Source organism: Paenibacillus sp. FSL K6-1330 (assembly GCF_037976825.1).
Taxonomy (GTDB): Bacteria; Bacillota; Bacilli; order Paenibacillales; family Paenibacillaceae; genus Paenibacillus_AQ.
Genome location: NZ_CP150269.1, coordinates 991636 through 1010662, shown reverse-complemented (window position 1 = coordinate 1010662; position 19027 = coordinate 991636). Strand labels below are relative to the sequence as shown.

The 19027-nt window shown below is 50.9% G+C and carries 19 protein-coding genes; 5 read left to right on the top strand and 14 right to left on the bottom strand.

The features are described from left to right. Positions 1-25: 25 nt before the first annotated feature. Positions 26-1750, bottom strand: a complete 1725-nt coding sequence (locus NYE54_RS04455; protein WP_339270328.1) for an ATP-binding protein — start codon at positions 1748-1750, stop codon at positions 26-28. A gap of 211 nt (positions 1751-1961) precedes the next feature. On the opposite strand from NYE54_RS04455, the gene NYE54_RS04450 reads away from it, so the two are divergent. Then, positions 1962-3236, top strand: coding sequence for an NAD(P)/FAD-dependent oxidoreductase (locus NYE54_RS04450; RefSeq protein WP_339270326.1), 1275 nt, complete (start codon positions 1962-1964; stop codon positions 3234-3236). Positions 3237-3403: 167 nt separating this feature from the next. Here the strand turns inward: NYE54_RS04450 and NYE54_RS04445 are convergent, their stop codons facing one another. The 3 genes from NYE54_RS04445 to NYE54_RS04435 all read right to left on the bottom strand — a co-directional run bounded on the left by NYE54_RS04445 (position 3404) and on the right by NYE54_RS04435 (position 6835). Next, positions 3404-4666 carry an ABC transporter permease gene (locus tag NYE54_RS04445; RefSeq protein WP_339270324.1) on the bottom strand — a complete coding sequence of 421 codons (1263 nt, stop codon included), beginning with the start codon at positions 4664-4666 and terminating at the stop codon, positions 3404-3406. A 14-nt stretch (positions 4667-4680) separates the two neighbouring features. Then, the gene (locus NYE54_RS04440; protein ID WP_339270322.1) at positions 4681-5412 is read right to left on the bottom strand and encodes an ABC transporter ATP-binding protein; all 732 of its coding nucleotides are present in this window, start codon (positions 5410-5412) and stop codon (positions 4681-4683) included. A gap of 82 nt (positions 5413-5494) precedes the next feature. Then, the gene (locus tag NYE54_RS04435; RefSeq protein ID WP_339270320.1) at positions 5495-6835 is read right to left on the bottom strand and encodes an MFS transporter; all 1341 of its coding nucleotides are present in this window, start codon (positions 6833-6835) and stop codon (positions 5495-5497) included. 213 nt (positions 6836-7048) lie between these two features. On the opposite strand from NYE54_RS04435, the gene NYE54_RS04430 reads away from it, so the two are divergent. Further along, a complete protein-coding gene (locus NYE54_RS04430; RefSeq protein WP_076325923.1) occupies positions 7049-7519 on the top strand; it encodes a MarR family transcriptional regulator in 471 nt (156 codons plus the stop codon). A gap of 69 nt (positions 7520-7588) precedes the next feature. On the opposite strand, the gene NYE54_RS04425 is transcribed toward NYE54_RS04430, so the two are convergent. The 5 genes from NYE54_RS04425 to NYE54_RS04405 all read right to left on the bottom strand — a co-directional run bounded on the left by NYE54_RS04425 (position 7589) and on the right by NYE54_RS04405 (position 12923). Then, entirely contained in the window at positions 7589-9109 is a 1521-nt protein-coding gene (locus tag NYE54_RS04425; RefSeq protein ID WP_339270318.1) for an MDR family MFS transporter, read from the bottom strand. 196 nt (positions 9110-9305) lie between these two features. After that, entirely contained in the window at positions 9306-10871 is a 1566-nt protein-coding gene (locus NYE54_RS04420; RefSeq protein ID WP_339270316.1) for an ABC transporter ATP-binding protein, read from the bottom strand. 4 nt (positions 10872-10875) lie between these two features. Continuing rightward, complete coding sequence (locus NYE54_RS04415; RefSeq protein ID WP_076326035.1) at positions 10876-11406, bottom strand: ECF transporter S component; 531 nt, start codon at positions 11404-11406, stop codon at positions 10876-10878. 182 nt (positions 11407-11588) lie between these two features. Then, positions 11589-12347 carry an energy-coupling factor transporter transmembrane component T gene (locus NYE54_RS04410; protein WP_339270315.1) on the bottom strand — a complete coding sequence of 253 codons (759 nt, stop codon included), beginning with the start codon at positions 12345-12347 and terminating at the stop codon, positions 11589-11591. Between the two features lie 18 nt (positions 12348-12365). Beyond that, positions 12366-12923 carry a GNAT family protein gene (locus NYE54_RS04405; protein ID WP_339270314.1) on the bottom strand — a complete coding sequence of 186 codons (558 nt, stop codon included), beginning with the start codon at positions 12921-12923 and terminating at the stop codon, positions 12366-12368. 225 nt (positions 12924-13148) lie between these two features. Here NYE54_RS04405 and NYE54_RS04400 point away from each other — a divergent pair, with 225 nt between their 5' ends. Further along, the gene (locus NYE54_RS04400; protein ID WP_339270312.1) at positions 13149-14171 is read left to right on the top strand and encodes an alpha/beta hydrolase; all 1023 of its coding nucleotides are present in this window, start codon (positions 13149-13151) and stop codon (positions 14169-14171) included. 117 nt (positions 14172-14288) lie between these two features. On the opposite strand, the gene NYE54_RS04395 is transcribed toward NYE54_RS04400, so the two are convergent. Next, the gene (locus tag NYE54_RS04395) at positions 14289-14594 is read right to left on the bottom strand and encodes a hypothetical protein (protein WP_071221900.1); all 306 of its coding nucleotides are present in this window, start codon (positions 14592-14594) and stop codon (positions 14289-14291) included. Positions 14595-14783: 189 nt separating this feature from the next. Here NYE54_RS04395 and NYE54_RS04390 point away from each other — a divergent pair, with 189 nt between their 5' ends. Both NYE54_RS04390 and NYE54_RS04385 read left to right on the top strand, forming a co-directional pair. After that, positions 14784-15269, top strand: coding sequence for a GAF domain-containing protein (locus NYE54_RS04390; protein ID WP_076325928.1), 486 nt, complete (start codon positions 14784-14786; stop codon positions 15267-15269). Positions 15270-15344: 75 nt separating this feature from the next. After that, positions 15345-15707, top strand: coding sequence for an AMP-dependent synthetase and ligase (locus NYE54_RS04385; protein ID WP_098741910.1), 363 nt, complete (start codon positions 15345-15347; stop codon positions 15705-15707). 82 nt (positions 15708-15789) lie between these two features. On the opposite strand, the gene NYE54_RS04380 is transcribed toward NYE54_RS04385, so the two are convergent. The 4 genes from NYE54_RS04380 to NYE54_RS04365 form a co-directional block, all read right to left on the bottom strand. Next, the gene (locus NYE54_RS04380; RefSeq protein ID WP_339270310.1) at positions 15790-16395 is read right to left on the bottom strand and encodes a hypothetical protein; all 606 of its coding nucleotides are present in this window, start codon (positions 16393-16395) and stop codon (positions 15790-15792) included. Between the two features lie 174 nt (positions 16396-16569). Further along, complete coding sequence (locus tag NYE54_RS04375) at positions 16570-16767, bottom strand: YwbE family protein (RefSeq protein ID WP_053490029.1); 198 nt, start codon at positions 16765-16767, stop codon at positions 16570-16572. Between the two features lie 188 nt (positions 16768-16955). Further along, positions 16956-17810, bottom strand: coding sequence for an SH3 domain-containing C40 family peptidase (locus NYE54_RS04370; protein WP_339270308.1), 855 nt, complete (start codon positions 17808-17810; stop codon positions 16956-16958). Positions 17811-18176: 366 nt separating this feature from the next. Continuing rightward, positions 18177-18941 carry a pirin family protein gene (locus tag NYE54_RS04365; protein WP_339270306.1) on the bottom strand — a complete coding sequence of 255 codons (765 nt, stop codon included), beginning with the start codon at positions 18939-18941 and terminating at the stop codon, positions 18177-18179. Positions 18942-19027 lie beyond the last annotated feature (86 nt).

Here is a 19027-nt window from a genome sequence, read left to right as displayed (position 1 = left end):
TTATGATGCCTAATTACCAATCTGTTTATTCGAAAGCGGCAGCGCTCTGGGATTCCGGCAAACCTTGCGGGTACGAGTGAAGAGGAAAAGAAATAATGAAAACCGTTCCCTCGCCAAGCTTCGACTTCACATCAATGGTTCCATGATGACGCTGTACAATGCTCATGCACAGGGCGAGTCCAAGCCCCGTTCCCTTGCTCTTCGTCGTAAAGAATGGTTCAAACAAGCGCTCCAGCTCATTCTCCGAGATGCCGATTCCGGTATCCGCAACGTACAGCTGCGCCCGATCTCCTTCCATCCGAGTTTCAATTGTCAACGTTCCCTTATCGTCCATAGCCTCCATCCCGTTTCGGCATAAATTCAGAATCAGCTGTTTCATTTCCTTGGTATTCAGGTACAGATGGGGAATTTCGGTTCCGAGTTTCAGCTCAATGCTCTGTCCGCGCAAATTCGCGTCGGCCCACAAGAGCGGATTGAGCTCATGGATAATGTCATGAAGGTGACACTCTTCTTTTTCTGCCACCCGGTTTTGGGCGAGGGATAAAAAATCGCTGATGATACCGTTGGCCCGATCAAGCTCCTCCATGACGATCCGGTAATAATGGTCCAGCGTATCAGGACTCTTCTCCTGCATCAGCTGCAAAAATCCGCGCACGACAGCCATCGGATTGCGAATCTCATGGGTAATACTTGCCGCCATTTGGCCAACCAAGCTTAAACGCTCTACATTCATAAATTCCGTGCGAAGCCTCTCCAGCTCCGTAATGTCTTCCATAACTCCTACCGCACCCAAGATGTCTCCGTTCCCATTATGTATAAGTGGATAGATGCCGGTGGAATACACCCGGGTAGCGCTTCGCATAATCTCGCCGGTGCTTTCGATTCCATCCATAGCTCTCTGAAACCGGCTGCGCAGATGCTCCTTTTGAATCATGCCGTCCAATAAGTCAAATAATGGTCTGCCGATGACATCCTTGGTCGTCAGATTAGGAAAGACGTTTCGAAAGCTGCGGATAAGCGGTTGATTAAAGGCAATGATATTGCCGCTTCGATCCACCGCAACCATTCCTAAAGGAATCATCTCCATCATTTTTGTTAAAGATGACCACTCTTTGACCTTCACATCGTATTGACCTGCGCCTAGGCGCTCACATGTTAATTCGATCCAGTACACAATCATTCCAGAATAAAAAATACCGATCAGCATATACAGAATGGTTATCAGAATCGTATCCGGATTCAGAGCATACTGGTTAACCTTTCCTTCAATCGCGTGGGAGGCTACAATAATCAGCATAGCCGGAATAAGCGCGCTCCACAGCCAACAAATCTTTTCGGTCATGGAGCCTTTCTTGAAATTGGAGGTAATCCAGGGTAATAGCGAGTACCCTAGAACCAGCATATACAGAATGAGGCCGATCGTGGACCAGCCGTTCATCAGCCCATAGCTTGTGATATATATAGCTGCAAGACATAGACCTGAACGCCGACTTCCATATAATATGCCTAAAAATAACGGGATTACGCCAAGATGGATCGGAACGTAATAATCGTTCATAGCCGAGATCAAGACGCATAATACAGTACTGATTCCGCATGCAATGACAATATGTTGGCGAAAGCGAAGCAGATCATCCGGATTCTTCTTGTTCAGGCACTTTAGATGTCTGTCGAGGAGAAGCGGCAGATGAAAGATGAGTGTACCAGACAGCAAAACTTGCAGCAAAATATCTTTCCATAGGCTCAGCACAGCGATCGATCACCTCAATTGGACAACGCATCTAATATTTCTGATTAAAGCATAGGCGACATCATATTACAATATATTGTAATTTCTCATTCGAAGCCTGGGGAAACTCCATCCTGTGTCCTTTTCATGAGGTTTGGGATAATTCGCAAATATCCTATATAATAAGATTCATCTATTAATTGATATACCCCCAAAGGAGCTATGAGCAAACATGCTTGATTATGATATTATTGTCGTCGGCGGCGGACCTTCCGGATTGATGTCCTGCGTTGCTGCAGGGGAAAGAGGAGCTTCCGTTCTGCTAATCGACAAAGGAGATAAACTGGGCCGTAAACTTGGCATATCGGGCGGCGGAAGATGCAATGTGACGAACGCCAAAGAACAGGATGAATTGATTGCCAACATCCCGGGAAACGGCCGTTTCTTATATAGTGCTTTTCAGCATTGGAACAACAAGGATATCATGTCTTTTTTTGAGGGGCTTGGCATTCGCCTCAAAGAAGAGGACAACGGGCGCATGTTTCCTGTGACGGATAAAGCCTCGAGCGTTGTGAATGCCTTGATTGGCAAAGTGAAGGAGCTTGGTACCGGTATCCGGACAAACAGTCCGGTGAAGAGCGTTCTCTATGCGAACGGCCGGACGGCCGGGGTCGAACTGAAATCCGGGGAAGTAATCAAGTCTTCCTGTGTGATTATTGCAACGGGTGGACAATCCGTGCCTCAAACCGGTTCCACGGGGGACGGCTATCCATGGGCTGAGGCGGCAGGACATACCATCACGGAGCTGTATCCAACTGAAGTGCCTATCGTCTCCACCGAGCCTTTTATTGCCTCTAAAGAGCTGCAGGGCTTGTCACTGCGGGATGTTGAGCTGTCCGTCTGGAATCCGAAAGGAAAAAAAGTGATTGCCCACCGGGGAGATATGCTGTTCACCCATTTCGGAGTGTCCGGTCCGATCGCGCTGCGCTGCAGTCAGTTCATCCGCCAGGTGCAGCGGAAGTTTGATATCGTGAATGTGGACATGGGCATCGATATGTTCCCCGACCGCTCCCAAGCGGAGCTTGAGGCCGAGCTCAAATGGCGACTGGAGGATGAGCCAAGAAAGAGCATCAAAAACGTGCTCAAGGGCATGCTGCCGGAACGAATGATCCCCCTGCTGCTATCCAAGTCGTCCATCGACAGCGACATGATCTGCAGCGGTATCTCCAAAACGGCGCTGACAACCTTTGCCTCCATTCTAAAAAAGTTCACGTTCCGCGCTTCGGGCACCCGTTCGCTGAAGGAGGCCTTCGTGACAGGCGGCGGCGTCAGCCTCAAGGAAGTCCAACCCAAAAGCATGGAATCCAAGCTGATGCCCGGGCTCTTCTTCTGTGGTGAAATTCTGGATATTCACGGATACACCGGCGGTTACAATATTACGGCCGCTTTTGCAACCGGTTATACGGCAGGCAAGCATGCAGCCGAAGTCGCAGTGATAAACAAATAATAAGAAAAACGTCTATCGACGTACTCTCACAGATGACAGACCGCAGTTAGAGGAAGTTTTTCTTGCGATATCAGGAAGTCACAAGCTTCGAAGTTTATACTTTCTGATATCTTAAAATAAAGCGCGCTGTATGCCCCATCCATTGGAGCATTCCAGCGCGCTTTTTATTATTCTTGCGGGTGTCTCTCCTCCTTGTAGACCGGCCAGGACATGAGCGAGGGCGCGACCATGACAGCCAGCACAGTCAATACAAGCGCGGCGAGCCATCCCATTCCCCCTTGTAAAAGCGTTAGCCCTGTCATGAGCGAATAAAGAAAGGCGGGAAGAGCGAGTAAGGTTCGGACCGCGAGAACACCAGCCGAACGATGCTGCTGATTCGTAAACGGGAGCACCTGCATAAATTCGGCTTTGGCGAACAATGCCCACCTTGTATTCAGCCAATATGACATCATCAATACCAGAGCAAGATATACGATGATTTTGATGATCGTCGGCGGCAGCCAGACGGCCAGGATGCCGACCAGCGTAATCTGAATATATAATAATAAGCTCTCAGAGTGGCGCAAAATCGCCTTTAACCCCGCATCGGCAAGCCTCTTCTCCGCCGTACCTTTGAACAACCGGCCGGACTTGCGCATAAACCAGGTTTTACTTCGTACGCTGGGAGGTTTACCGACAGCTTGAATGAGCAGCTTCTCCGTCAACTGGATCCTTGTCTTCGCATCCTCACGCGCATCTGCGATGAAGGTCCCTTGCATGGCAAGACGCTTGCGGCTAAGAAGAAACAGCACCAAGAGCAGAATCAAGGAAGCTGCCCACAGTACAACGTAGGACTCAAGCCAAAATGTAACAAGCAGTGCCAGCAGTCCGAATGAGAGCCAGCGTACGATATAAGTCAGCACATGTTTCCGCCAGCCTTTATAGCTGGAACGAATCATAGCGGTTAATAGATTCGCGCACCAGGCGCATACAACTGTAATCATCAGCAAGGTCACCAGAACAATACCGGTTATCCCATGTTCCCTGACCAGGATTGGCAGCACAAGCACTGTAACGACCAATCCCTTGATTGCTGAGACCGTATGGCTGTATACCATGCCTCTGATCATTAAGCCCTTCATCCATCCCCCCTGCTGCCGAAGAAACAACACGTCAGCCTCTTCCAGGAACAGCAGCACTCTACCGGAGAACATAAAGAGCAGGATGCCTACCACCGCCTGCAGCGGGAAGAACTGTGCCCATCCGGGAAGCGGGCTCGTCCATAACTCGCGGTAGAGCCCGCCTCCCAGCAGCAGACCCGGAACAATGATGTACAGCATCACGATCCAGTCGACCACGGTTGCCAGATTATCGCGTTGATTCTTCCAATGAGCGGTTACCCTTCGCCAAAAGAGAGCGCCCGGATGGCTAAAATGATAGGATCGATCCATATCCATCACCTCCCTCATGTCAGCGCATCGAAGCAATCAAACAACGATGCGCCGGGAAGATCAGCGGCCTGGCGGATTTGATCCAACGTGCCCTCCGAAGCAATCCGGCCGCCGGATATGAGCACAAAGCGATCGCAAATTTTCTCTGCGGTATCCAGCACATGGGTAGACATCAATACACCGGCTCCCCGGCGTCTCTCCTCAAGCAGCAGATTCAAAAAATCTCGGGTGGCCCGGGGATCCAATCCGATAAACGGTTCATCTACAATATAGACGTCTGGCTTGGAGAGAAAGCCGATCATCAGCATCATCTTCTGCTTCATTCCTTTGGAGAAGCCTCCTGGCAGTTCATTGCGCACCGACTCCATTCCAAACTGACGGAGAAGCTGATCAGCCTGTGCTTCGAAATGTTCATCATCCATTCCAAATGCGGCAGCTGCCAAATCCAGATGCTCCCATAGCGTCAATTCCTCGTAAAACACCGGCTGCTCGGGAACGTAAGCATATCGGGGAGGATGGCCTGCAATAAAGACGTCGGCCTTACTATCTTTAAGCAGCCCCAGCACCGTTTTAATGGTCGTGCTTTTTCCGGCTCCATTCGGTCCGATCAACCCCAGCAGTTCGCCGGGTACCACTTGAAACGATATATCCCGTATGCGCGGGCGACCTGGTTCGTAACCCGCCTGCTGAATATCCACCTTCAGCACCGGCTCGGGCTCAAGTCCATTCTCTTGAATCTTATGCATCTTAACACCCCATCCATTAATCCTATTCTCAGTATTACGCAGATGGACGGGGATTCGTTGCATTTAGTGAAATACTCTTACATTACATCGTAGAAGTTTCAGGGCCCCTATGGACTCCATTCCCTGTGGCAGAGGCTTCATCCTTCCGTTCGATTCTGCCTTTGAACAGCAGCAGCACGGCACCCACTGCAGCAGTTCCAAGCCCTGCAACGATATAAGTCGGCACAGGTCCCAGGCCTGTAACGAGAGCGCCGCCGAGCGTAGGTCCGATGATCGCCGCACCGCTGGTAAGACTATTGACTGTTCCGAATACGCGGCTCGTCATATGCTCCGGGGTCCTCTTCATCAGCAGCATCTGGAACGGTACAAGCACGAAGCCTCCACCTGCACCCGCCAGAAAGAAGGATCCGAACAGCACCACGCTCTGCAGCAGATGCGGCATTTCGGTCACGACGACTACGGCACATACGGCAAACACCAAACCCGCTGCGGCAGCGCCTATTCCCATCTTGGCAAGCGTGCTCCAGCTCAACTTGCGGACAAACATGGCTGCGATCAACGTGCCCAGGCCGCTGGCGGAAATACAGTAACCAAGCAGATCTTCTGATATATTCGGAATCAACCGGAACAAGGTTACAATCTGAGAATCAGCCATCTGCAGCACCAGTACTACTGCGCATATCGTAACAACGCCTCCCAGCAGCAGCGGTATGCCATAGATCAGCTGAACCCCTTCCCCGATTTCCTTGAAGAAGGATTTTTTTCGTCCGTCATGTCCACTATGCCCTTCATTTGGGGACTCACCGGTCAATCCTTTCTGCTTAAGCTGCTTCCGACCCGGCACGCCAAGCAGAAACAGTGCCGATACGACAAAAGCGCCGGCATCGATAATGAAGCATAACTGAATGCCGAACAACGCCAGTAATAAACCGCCCAAGGACGGCCCGATGATCTTGGACAACTGCTCAATCGATGAACTGATCGTCACCGCCTGATCGATGTGCTTCGGGTCTACGATCTCTTTAATCTTGCCGCTCTTGGCAGGAGAGAACAGGACATCCATCAGGCCTTTAACGATCAGCAGTATATAAATTTGTATTAGATTGCCTGCAAACAAAACCCCAATCAAGATAAAAACTCTGACCCCGTCCGATATCACCATGATTTTTTTGCGGTCATACCGGTCACCGATCCATCCTGCCACAGGGCCGCCAATCAAAACGGGAATGGCCATGCATAATGTCATCGCCGTTATTTCCCAGGGCGCGGCCTGCCATTTCAATCCGACAAGCGTCAAGAGCGCAATGATATACAGCCACTCTCCCATGTTGGACACCAGCTGAGATCCCATCAATAACATATAGTTCCGATTGCGCAGCAGCGGTTTTAATCCCTCTGATTCCACGGTTTGTGCTTGATTCATGTTCCCCACCCTTTTCATCCTATCTGAATAATTTCATTATAAAATCGGCGTTCAGAAGGCGTATCGGGCTGGAGGTGTAGTTGATACGGAGCCGGAGAATGAAAATGTTTCGGCTGCATTGTGACAAATCACATGTTGAATTTATTCATTTCAGCGTAATCTTAGATTTGAAGTAATTCAGGACATGAGTCCATATCAAAGGCGGGAGAATGTATGAAGGTGTCACATGAACGCGATACACAGCTTGCTATGCACCTGTATCGGGTGTTTGCCAAGTCATTCAAGAGCGTCAACGAACATGTCGTGAATGGCAGTAAAATCGAAGGCTTTAATCCAACTTCATTTGCCGTAATGGAAGTACTGTTCTATAAAGGCCGCCAGCCCATCCAGCAGATCGGGGCACAGCTGCTCCTGCAGAGCGGAAACGTAACCTATGTGGTTGATAAGCTCGTCGAAAAAGGATATGTACGCCGCAAGCCCTGTCCCGAGGACAGAAGAGTGATTTACGCAGAGCTGACTCCGCCCGGAGAACAATTGATGCAGAAGCTTTACCCCCTGCATGAACGTCACATCCAGCATGCCCTGGGTGGATTGGATGAGGAAGAGAAGTATCAACTGATTGGGCTTCTGAGTAAAATGGGCAAACATGCGGAACAGGTGCAAATCGTACGCCAGCAAGGCTGAAAAAACAAAGAGAAGAACCCTTCCTCCTTCTCGGAATCAGGGTTCTTCTTATTAATAAGAGTCTATCTATCATTTCATTGAAGTCTGCGCCTCTTCCGTTTCCGCCTCCGGTTCAGGAGGGGCATTGCGGAAGGCGGCCACGATAAACAAACAGATCACGGCCATTACGGCCATCACCACAAACAGCGAATTCAGACTGCCCTCCAGAATTCCGCTCAGCAGACCACCTGACCCTTCAGGCAGTTCAGCCATTCCATGCGGAGAGAGCAATTTGTTAATGTCGTCGCTGGTAATGCCTGCAGCATCCGGCTCCGCCGCAAGTCTGCCCGCAATTCCCGCGTTGACCCATAATCCGAACACCGCTACGCCCACGGTCTGACCGAACGTCCGAATGAAGGAGTTCAGCGCCGTGGACGCTCCCCGAACCTGATAACCCACCGAGGATTGCGCGATGATCTGAAACAAGGTGGAGATATAACCGAAGCCGACGCCATAAATGAAAGTAAAGACCAGCAGCACGCCCAGCGCTGTATCCTTATGCATATAAGCCAACCCCACCGCTCCGATCATTAGGAATACGACGCCGATAATCGCCGTTTTCCGGGAGCCGGATTTAACGATCAAACGGCCGCTGATAATCGAACCGATGAGCCATCCGATCGACATCGGGGCCAATGTCAGTCCCGACAAGGTCGCGTTGCCGCCTCGAACGCCTTGAATCCACAGCGGCAAATACGTGGTCAACCCGATGATAAGCGCGCTGACCAGAATGTTGGCCACCGTCGATACCGTAATATCCCTGATCTTGAACAGATGCAGCGGCAGCATCGGCTCCTTCACCTTGCTCTCCACTACCAGGAACGCAAGCAGCAGCACCACGGAACCGATGATCAGACTGAGCATGAATGGAGAAGTCCAGGAATAGGTCTCTCCGCCTCCTACCGCGAGCGCAAATAGCAGCGCTGTCATCCCAACGGTAAACAGAGCCGCTCCCCCGTAATCGATCGACACCTCGCGGGTGGTGCGTTCCTCTTTGAAATAACGGAAAATCAGCCATATCGATAACAGCGCAAACGGTACATTAAAGACAAAGATCCAGTGCCAGGACAGGTAATCGACAAAATAACCGCCAAGCAGCGGGCCGATCAGAGAGGAGATTCCCCATACGGAGCTGATCATCCCCTGAATTTTACCGCGCTCCTCCAGATTGTAAATATCTCCTACAATCGTGAAGGTCACCGGAATGACGGCGCCCGCCCCGATCCCTTGAATCGCCCTGAATATGATCAGCTGCGTCATGTTCTGCGACAGGCCGCACAGTAATGAGCCTACGAGAAAGATCAGCGAGCCGTATAAAAATACGGGCTTGCGTCCATATAAATCGCTTATTTTACCGAAGATCGGCGTCGTCACAGCCATCGTCAGCAGATAGGCCGTAAAGATCCAGCTCATCAGACTCACGCTGCCGAAGCTGCTGATAATCGCCGGACCTGCCGGACCGACAACCGTTCCCTCGATTGCAGCCATAAAGGTGGATAACAGAATACCAACCAAGATATAACCGCGTTTGTCTTGTTTTAATACACCCACGTTCCTTCGTCCCCTTTACTCTAGACAGCCCCGGCATAATCCCAGACCTGCTGCAACAGGTTTCTGGCATGTATCCTTAATAGAGAAAAATAAGGTGCAACCGGGGCCAACAGCATAAAAAGCGCCTCCCGATACCAGGAGCGCTTTCATATCATGTAATATTTCTATTATAAAGGTTACCTTGAAGGTTGCACAGTCACTTTTTCCCGCTCTTCAGATGAATGAACGATGTAGCATGTTTCTTCATGAGTTCTGGATCGTGAGTGATCATCAATATGGCCGAGCCTTCCCCAATGACAAAATGACACAGCTCGATCACCTTATCGATGGCGGCATAGTCCATCCCGGAGGTCGGCTCGTCCAGGATGTACAGCGACCTCTCCAGCATCAATTGGCTGATGATGCTTAAGAGGCGCTTCTCACCCTGACTGAGCAGGTAGGGTGACATCTGAAGCCGATCCGCAAGTCCCGCCTTCTCCAACAGGAACCTCGCTCGTTGCTGTTGGCTGGCAGACAGCTCCGGACGCTTCTTCATGGGCAGCCCTCCATGAAGACTGTAGATCAGCTCCTCCCATACATTCGGGGCGGTAAACATATATTCCGGCTGCTGGAACACATAACCGATCATCTCGGCTCTGCGGTAGACGGCCATTCCCTTCGTATCTTCCCCTTGCCAGCGTATACTGCCTGCCGGAGCGGGCAGCAGCCCCATGATCAGACGGCTGAGGGTTGTTTTGCCGGAGCCGTTCTCCCCCGTTAACAGCACCCAGTCGCCGGGGTAAATGTTCGCATGGATATCACACAGCGCCTCCCGGCCCCCGGGATAGGCAAATGTTAGCGAATCGACCTCAAGCAGCGGGGAGGCGGCAGACTCCCTACCGCCTTCTGCATGGGGCACCGCCGCAGGCATGGCACCTGCGGCGATCGGCTTGCCCGCATGGCGCGCAGCCAATTGCGGGGGAGTCGCCGCCGGGACAGGCTTGTCTCCGGCGGACGCACCCGCTGCCTCGCCTGCGGGCCGAGGCAGCAAGCCCAGCTGCACCAGCTGCTCCCCGCAGCGGTGCAGCAGCTCCTCCGGCGGACCGTCAAGCACGACGGTCCCGCCATCCAGGACGATGACGCGCTGCGCGGCGCGCGCGACATCGTCAAAGCGGCCGGACGCGGTGACAAGCGTCCGGCCCTCCGCCTGCAGCTTATGGCACAGCTGCAGGAAGTTCGCCTGCGCCGCGGCATCCAGGCTGGCGCAGGCGTCGTCGAAGACGAAGAGCCGCGGGCGCAGCGCCAGCACCGCGGCAATGGCCGTCCGCTGCCGCTGTCCGCCGGACAGGCTGCGCACCGGATCCATCCGGCGCTCCAGCAACTCGACCGCCGTAAGGGAGCGCACCACCCGCTCCTCGATCTCCGCGGGTGAAACCCGCATATTTTCAGGACCGAAGGCCGCCTCGTCCTCTACGATGCCTTGAACGAGCTGCGCATCCGGATCCTGAAACAATACCCCTACCGCCTCAGCCACGTCGGCAATCGGCGCCGCTGCAGGATCAATGCCATCCAGCAGCACTTCCCCTGTTCTTGTACCTCCGCCGCTCCGTGGAAGAAGGCCGCACAGCAGCTGGCAAAGCGTCGACTTCCCGCTGCCGCTTGCCCCAAGGATAGCGACCCACCCGTTCTGCTCGATCTCTAGATGGAGATCCTGTATAACCGGGCGCTCTTCTCCATCATAGATAAACCCGAGTTCCCGGCATGTTACCGTTGTTCCCGACATGGAACTATCCCTTCACGGCGACGGCAAACCGGCGAAGCAGGCCTGTCTTCACTAACGCCTCTCCTAACACTTTGGTTAACAGACCGCAGAGAAGCACGCCGCTCAGAATGCGCACAACCAGCGCGATGCCAAGCACTTCAAGCGGCCAGGACGTATATCCGAACATATTGGCCGCGAATAGGAACCATAACGGTACCATCGCGCCGCCAACCAGCATGAGCACGCCGGCACTCCACTTTTTGTGGCGGTAGATGGCAAAAATCGTCTCTGCCACGATCATATAGCAGCCTGCGGCCACAAAACACGAAGCGATGCCGTATACCGTGCCTGTCAGAGCCTGTATTGTGCCGCCGATCGCAAACGTAACAACCGCCGTTCCCGGTTTACGAATGATGTAATAGGCCAAGAGCCCATATACCATGTAGATGCCCGTCGTCGTCGAGGTTGCGATGGGTCCGCCAAGACTGTTCAGCAGCTTGTTAACCGGCCCTATGTATACAGTTAGAACAGCATTGACGGCAGCGAGCATCGCCATCAGAATAATTTCCTGCGTCGTAAAAGCAAACCATTTTTTTGGGGATGATGATGAATTCAAATGTAGTCCTCCTTATTTCCAGCCATGGGCGGCTGTACTAGCGCTTTCGAATGCTTCATTTCATATTTTGCATGCTTCAGCCCTTAACGTCAACCTAATTTTTATTGTTATTGGTTAACAATTTAGACAATCCACCACACGAAAACCGTTGCCAGTATATACATGACAGCCGATATGACCGCCCAAGATGGAATGTTAACCTCCGTGCGGTACGTTCGGTCCGGATACGCGCCAAAGCCCTTGGATTCCATGGCACCCGCCGTTTGTTGCACACGCCGCAGTGCATTGAGCAGTACAGCCGATACAAACTTCAAGCCGTAGCGCACTCGGTTACCGAGGCCCCTGGGAGGTCGATGGCCCCTTACTTGCTGGGCAGCCAGAATATGAGTTCCCTCTTCCTCCAACAGCGGGATGAAGGTTAGCGCAGCAGATATGCCAAACGCAAACCGATAAGGGATTCGAAGACGTCGGGTTAATTCAGCTACCAGTTCTCTCGGATCTGTCGTCAAGATATAAGCCATCGAGGTTAGAAACAAGGTAAACATCCGGAGCGTCATGGCGCCCGCAGCGTTTAACGCCTCCACCGTCAGGGAGATGGGTCCCCACTGCAGCCATACCGTCTCTCCTTTGACCGTCAGGCTGGTCAGAATGAAATAGGGCACCGCAACCATCGCAATCAGCCGGATCCCACCCAGCAGCCGTTTGCCTGATACCCGGCCAGCAAGTCGGGCTTGTCCGATGCATAGCAGGAGGAATACTGCCTGCTGCCAGGCCTGGTCAAGCAGCATGGCTATCACAGCGGTACAAAATAATATCACCAGCTTGCTTAATGGATCATATCGATGAAGAAGCGCGTTCCCCTTCTCATATTGAATCAGCATATTACAACTCCTGCCTCTCTATCGGCAATCTTTTCTTAATCGCGAAAAAACGACGGCATCCACATAACCGCTTGGCGTATGGCGATAATCCCGCAATAGTCCTTCGCGCGTATAGCCGATCCCCGTAAACCATCGACATGCCCGTTCATTTCTCGGATCAACAAAAGCTTCAATCCGGTTTAGTCCCATGGATGTGTACCCAAATGCCGCAACCATTTCGGCCGCCTCCGACATGAAGCCCTGCCCCCAATAAGCGCTTGTGAGCTCACAGCCGAACTCGCCCTTGAATGCGCCCTCCAGCTGCCAAATATTAAACCCGCAGCTGCCGATCAATTGGCCGGTGTCGATGACTTCGATGCCCCAGCGGATGGCTTCGTCCTGCTCCGCAAGCAGATGCAGCCAATGAATCAATGCCTTTGCATCCTCAGCCGAATGCATGGCAGGCAAATCCAGAAAAGCGCTCGTCTTCGGATCGGACCAACAGCGCAGCATCGCTTCCGCATCATCCGCCTCCATCCTTCGCAGCCGTATTCGCCCGCCATTTATTTCCGGAATGATTCCCTCGCAAACATACATGGCTTTCGCACCTCCTTGCAAAAAAACTGACTTGTATGGGCTGTTTCCGGTGATACTATGTGCGTGTATAAAAGAGTATAGCGAACATTTAATCCGTGTCCTGGTCATCCATCTGCATCTTAGAACCTAGATGTATCTATATTGATGGATTCGGGAGGCTTCCGTCAATATGCATGTTACGGCCCCCCTTGTACAGTACGGAAGAAGGAGGAAAATCATCTGAGTATGTATATCGCGATTGTCTTGCTGTTCACCGTCGTTGTCATTGCCGCTGCCATTACACAAATCGGATATCTGCAAATTACAAGGATGAGAGTAAAGAACGATCTCAAGCTGTTCAATGTTCTCGAAAAAGCCGGACTATACAGCAGAAAGCAATATGAGTCGCTTCAGAAGAACGAAGTGGTTATCACGAGTTTTGACGGATTGAAGCTGTGCGGCGCAGCCATTGAGAACAATCCCGGCTCCAAGCATTGGATGCTTCTCGCTCACGGTTATACCGGATCCCGAGCCGTATCCACTCAATTTATCGATTTGTTCACAGAAGAGGGCTATAATGTACTCCTCATCGATCAACGCCGGCATGGACGAAGCGAAGGACGTTATACCACCTACGGCTATTATGAGAAACACGATGTGCAAGCGTGGGTACGCTGGCTTATTCGGCAGTATGGCCAGGATGTGGCCATCGGGCTGCATGGTCAATCGCTGGGAGGCGGAACCGTGCTTGAATACTTGTCCATTGCCGAGCCGCAGGTTAAACTTGTCATCGCCGATTGCCCGTATTCCGATTTGACGGATTTAATGCGGCATCAGCTTACGCGCATTAACAAAATCCCTTCGGTGCCGTTCCTGTCTTGGGTTAACGCCAGAATTCGACGCAAAGCCGGGTTCAGCCTCGATCAAGTCAGTCCGATCCGTGCTGTTCGGAACAGCACGCTGCCGGTTATGTTTATCCATGGCACCAAGGATAATTACGTGCCTACCCGAATGAGTATCGACATGTTCGAGGCTAAACCGGACCCGAAAAAACTTCTTCTTATCGAAGGCGCTATCCATGCGAACGCTTATCATGTTGATCCCAAGTTATATCGGGAAAGCGTGCACTCTTTCCTTCGCGAACATATTGATCAACCCGTTAAAGTACCGCAGGCGGAAGCTGAACGCGTATCACAGCCGGAAAAGGAAGCTGCACCTGCACCCCATCCTTTCCAACTGGAGTTGGACGGCTCGCTTGAAACGATATAATCCACGATATAATCCGCTGGCTCTAACCCTTTCTTATCCCTTCAAAAAAGCCCCCGCCTGCACGCATAAAAACCAGCGTGAGTCGGGGGCTTCTTCAATTTTTATGCCGTTATCTACTTACGCCATGGAGTCTGCCTTCTTGGGATTCACCGGTTTAAGCACTTCATCGCAAAGCTCCTTAAGCCTGCTCTGAATTTCCTTGAATTCCTCGATTCCGGCTCCCGTGAGGCTGTATCCTTCACCGTGCGCCGTCAGGAAGTTCTCCTCGGTCAAACGTTCGAGCTCATGCTTAACCTCCCTATCGCCAACCTTATATCCATGGCGCTCCAACTCGGGCTGCATTTCGCTGATCGTAAGGTCCCGCTCATGGGCGTGATAGAGCATATGAATACCGATAAACAAATTCTGTACGTCTGCCCGCATTAAGGTTCTCTCCCTCCACCTGATTAAATTGATACCTGGTCATGTCATACATTACCCTTGCGCCTAGAAGAGGAATCAGTTGGATTCACTTGGAGCTTTCTTCCTCTTAGCTTGTCTCTTGACGAATATCATATACTTATACTAAGGTGATGGAACCAACGCGAAAATAAAGGAAGGGCGGATAATCACATGTTTCAAAACACACCTTACGAAGGCACCCGAAGCGAGCAATATGCCCAGGTCCTGAACCAGTTAAAAGCACTTATACACGATGAGCCCAATGCCATTGCCAATTTGTCCAATGCCTCGGCGCTGCTCAAGCAGTTTCTGTCCGATACAAATTGGGTCGGCTTCTATCTCTATGATGGTAAAGAACTGGTGCTCGGGCCGTTCCAAGGACTGCCCGCTTGCATTCGGATTCCAATGAATCGTGGCGTTTGCGGCACGGCTGCGGCTGAACAGACGACACTGCTAGTTGCCGACGTACATGAATTCCCCGGGCACATTGCCTGTGATGCAGCTTCGAACAGCGAGATTGTTGTTCCGATCATGGTGGATGGCGCACTGTATGGCGTTCTCGATATCGATAGTCCGCTAAAGAACCGTTTCGATCAGGAGGATCAAGCTTTTCTGGAGGAGTTTGTCCATATATTGGAAGGTCAGCTCACTTTATAATCAGGATGTTTTTACGTATTCTTCCGTACACTAATCAAGGATTTGAAACCACAATTCTTAGGAGGAATACAAGCTATGTATCAAATGAATAACAACAACTCGCAAATTTCGCAGCAAATTCGTCAGTGCGAGCAAATTCTTCAGCAGTTGACCCAGCAAACACAGCAGGGTTCGGCTATGTACCAGCAACTGATGCAGCAAGAGCAGCAAAATGCAGCCCGCCTGGAAGAGCTCGCTCAACGTGAGCGTCAAGCGGCACAGATGATCCAGTCTGCCCTTCAAGGACATCAACAGGCGATGCAGCAGTATCAGCAAATCTCCCAAATCGTTAGACAAGTCGAGAATTCCGTGCAAGCTCACAACCAAACACAACACATTCAGCCTTCATTTGGCCAACAGGGTTTTCCTAACACACACCAAGGCCAAGGCTTCCAATAAAAATGTTAAAAGGGGTATCTCACAGGTCGATAAGACCTGCGAGATACCCCTTCTATCGTTATCTACTTCTTCTCTTTGTTATCTACTTTTTCTCTTCACTTACTCTGAATTCGATCTCGGCTTGTATCTTATACCTCTTTGGCTCTTCCCCGTTCGAATCGCCCTGGTCCGCGCCGTGCGATTGTGAATCAATCACAAAATCCGCAGATCCATAGACGACGTAGTCCCCATCCGGAAAGCCATCCTTCAGGGAACGGATGAAATCTTTGAACCTCTTGTCGTCACTGCTGTCGTAACCACCGCCGATTTTATAATATTCGCGAAGGGGCTCGCCCTTTTTCAGCGTGGTTGTAATATAGGGCTCATTCATGGCATAACTGATGTTGTAGTCCCTTGTGAGCTCTTTCATCGGGAAATAAAAGGCGGAAGCCGCATGGCCGATCGTAACCTCATCCAACTCGCCGACATACTCTAGTTCCGCGTATACTCGAACCTGATCTCCATGCTCGTACTGCTCCTTCTCGCTAACGAGGCGATACACGAAGTCCCCGTCAGGAACTTCCGCATAATGTCCCCTGGCAGCTATATTCAATGGAGGATCAGATGGAGCCGCCCCTAGCGTCTCCTGCTTCACACAACCTGTTAGCATCAACATCAAGATAAACCCCATATAAAGGTATCTTTTCATCTTCATTTTCACCTCAACTTCCAGACGGATGGTCAGAGGGCAATGTTGCATAGAACTGCAAAAAAGCCGCATCCAAAACTCCTCAGAATTGCGAAGTTTTGGATCGACTTATAGTCAAACTGTTCCATTCATGGCAGCCTGAGTTTTTTGACGGCCACAGGACTGCTTCGAATTTCAAGACTCGTAAATGTTCTTTACCCGTCCCACCTGGCCATCTTGAAGGCGTACTTTTATGCCATGCGGATGGTTCGGGGAATTGGTCAGAATATCCTTGACCACGCCGCGGGTTAATTTGCCCGTTCGCTGATCCTGCTTCAATACGATATCAACCTCAAGTCCCGGTTTGATATTGGAACGCTGCCCACCGTTCATCGTCGTCCCTCCTGTCCATTTCTTGATGCTGTCCATTCTCTTTGTCCACCTTACTGAAATCAAGGTTGAAAAGCAAATTCCAAACAACAAAGGACTGCCCGTTTAAAGATCATTCAGATCTTCGAATCGGACAGTCCTTCTATCTCATTCTAAGTACGGGTACATACCCAATGAAAAATTATGATGCGCTACAGGACGCTTCCGCCATGCATGAAGCGATTTTTCCAGGAATCACCGAAGGTACCTACAAGGACACCACCGGATTGTTTTGAGTACGTATGCAGCAGCTTATTGTCTCCCAAATAAATAGCTACATGGGTGATCCGCTGTTTGGACTTGTCCAATCCGGCATAAGCGGATGCCGATGAACCTCTGTAACTCATAAAGAATACTAGATCCCCGCGTTTTAATTGATTGACGTTGTAAACAGCCGTTCCTTTATCCTTGACGTATTGCCCTTGTTTGCGGGAATCGCTTGGCAGCGTAATGTTAGCGCCGTCCATGAATGCGCGGCGAACAAAAGCGGAGCAGTCAAAGGTCTTCGTTGAATTCCGGTTAGAACTGAATTCGTACGGCGTGCCAAGATACTTCATGCCTGCACTGATTACTTTTTCAACGCTGGCGCTGGCAGAAGGCGCAGTACTTCCCGAATTGCCGGAATTGTTAGAAGAGCCGCTGCTTTGGTTAATATATTTAGACGAAGCATATCCTTGCTTGCCGCTCGAAGTTTTGATCTTATACCAGCCTGAGCTCTTACCCAGAATTTGAACGCGGTCACCCTTATGCACGCGGTCAACGACTTTACCCGAAGTCGAAGCCTTATTGCGCATATACACATTCGAGCTTGCCACGCCGTTTGTTGCAGACTGCACGCTGGCAGCAGCCACTTCATTCACAGAACCATATCCGTAAGAACCAAGAACCGCTGCTGATAGAAGCGCTCCGGCCATCAATTGTTTAAAGCTTTTTTTCGAGAAAATAATGATCTCCCCCATCTCGTTAGATTGTGGAATGACGAAATTGTCATTTTCGTGATCCCGCAATCATTATAGACAAGCCATGTCTCGGGACGCATGCTACCATCCTCACAAAAACGCATGCCAACTATTGGTAAAGAGGGGGACTATAGTCTCTTTTTATGCTTAAATTTAGTATAAATAGATTATTATAGAAATAATACATGCCAAAATAACCCAACCAGCCCGGTATAACAAACGCCGGAATTCTCTGTTGGGTCTTTCTACTTACCATATATACGTATTTTTTCTTACTATTGTTGCAGGAGAGTATATATTGCGATCCTTCCTACAGCTAAAAAAGCCTGTCCAGACGGGTATCCCCATCTGACAGACTTTAGTTTATCGTACATCCTAAATTTCATTCCACTACAATTTTGTAAACATTTGACCTTATGGCCTCTTGGAATAGAGCGGATACCCAGGGTTTTCCGGTACGTCAATCAGGATAACCCTGACATTGTCTTGCGCCTTAAGGCTTAGCGTCTCGCCCAGCTTTGTATCCATTACCATAAAGTCCCGCTGACGAAATTGAAGGCTTTCCTCTTCGGCACAAAAGCTGCCAGCTCCCCTTACGGCAAGCACAGCCGCTCTCCTGCCGGACTTCAGTTCATACTGAGCTTCATTACCAGCCAGAATCTGAATATCCAGCATCCTCACATCTACGGATAAATCGGTTGGTGCAGAACCGCCAATCATCGTTTTGACCAGTCCACCCTGTATGCGGGTTACCGGGAAGGAATCCGGTCGATACTGACGACAGGCAGGATTCTGTTTCAATGAATCGCGAAGATACGGCTCGAACCAAATCTGAAATCCTTCTGCATCCGGTCCAGTCAAACGTTCCTCGTGTGTTAGCCCGGAACCGGCCCTCATCAATTGCAGGCCTCCAGGCCCCAACTCACTGTGCGTGCCATGCGAATCCTTATGAACGCCCTTTCCCTGAATCATATAAGTCACGATTTCAAAACCCTGATGGGGATGAGGCGCAATATAACCTTCGACGGGCGAACGGAACCAGGACCAATAGAATAGTGGCCCCACCCGGGTCACGGCAGACCCTTCTCCGGAGAAACCAATCGGCTTCTGCTCCGTTATCCTTCCTCCATCGAGAGAGCCCGTGCTCTGATTCTCGGGTGGATATACATTTCCTATCATGTCCAGTCTCCTCCTTTCACCCATCCATGATGGACCTTGAACAGGTGCTCCATTGATTATCTCGGCTTTAAGATAGTATCAACGAT